Source organism: Halalkalibacter hemicellulosilyticusJCM 9152, from assembly GCF_000513115.1.
In the GTDB taxonomy this organism is placed as follows: Bacteria; Bacillota; Bacilli; order Bacillales; family Bacillaceae_D; genus Halalkalibacter; species Halalkalibacter hemicellulosilyticus.
Genome location: NZ_BAUU01000097.1, coordinates 1 through 993, shown reverse-complemented (window position 1 = coordinate 993; position 993 = coordinate 1). Strand labels below are relative to the sequence as shown.

At 38.2% G+C, this 993-nt stretch carries 1 protein-coding gene; it reads right to left on the bottom strand.

Going from position 1 to position 993, the window contains the following annotated elements:
* Positions 1-858, bottom strand: an 858-nt coding sequence (locus JCM9152_RS21055; RefSeq protein WP_035347790.1) for an IS4 family transposase, incomplete at its 3' end; no start/stop codon positions are given.
* Between the last annotated feature and the right edge of the window lie 135 nt (positions 859-993).

Below are 993 nucleotides of genomic sequence, written 5' to 3'. Positions count from 1 at the left end.
TTCGGCAGACAAGTCAAAACAGTTTGTGACGATCATGACGACGTTTCCTTGACTATCTTGTGTCTCGATTAAGCGCAAGGAGTGGGTCATTTTTGTCCCATTTTGCGAGTTACCTAGAAACACTTCTTGATCTTTCACAATAGGTGAATCTGCTTGTGGAACTTGTTCGGATAGCACTTCAACCTGTGCGTTCTTCTTCAAACGAGTGATAAACCGAACATCGTGTAAACAGAGATGATCAAACTGTTTATAATCGATATAGCCACGGTCAAACAAGTGGATCGCATCTGAATCAATGTCAATGAGATCTCCCATTTGAGTGCGGTCTGCATGCTTAGCTGGTAAAAGAATTCCTTTATCGGGCAAGGTTAACTCTTTGGTAACCACGACTCGTAAATGAAGGCGAATTCCGGCTTTCGTTTTACGAAAAGTAGCCCAAGGGTACTGACTTACACTCATGCTCATCGTTGTTGAATCGATCACGTGTAAGCGACCGATCTCACGAATGATCGGCGATTGCTTCATCTTTGCTTGAATGTTCAACACGAGATAATGAAAGATCTTTTCAAATAACGTTGGGGATAAATCACCCAATTTCCTTGAAAGTTGTGACGTGCTAATCGTATCAAATGCGAGTTGAACTTGAAGCTCTTCCTTATCTTTTAGCTTCTTTGACATTTGAGTTAAGCTTTTCGTTTCCTTCAATTGCGAAATGATCAGCAATTGAAGAAACTTATAAGCAGTAAGCTTTTTCACGTATTTATCAAGGTCTATTACGTTGATCAGGTTGGAAAAAGTACGTTCATCAATGACTTTTAGTAGTTCATTTATTGTAGATTTTATGGTATTCTTGTCCATGGGAAGGCTCCTTTTAATTGGGATTTGGACAGAACTACCAAACCTAATTATAAGGAGTTTTTTTTTGTTTTAAAACCATAATTTTCTACTTGAAACTACTTGACAAAATTAATAAAACTTAATGCAAGGCTAATG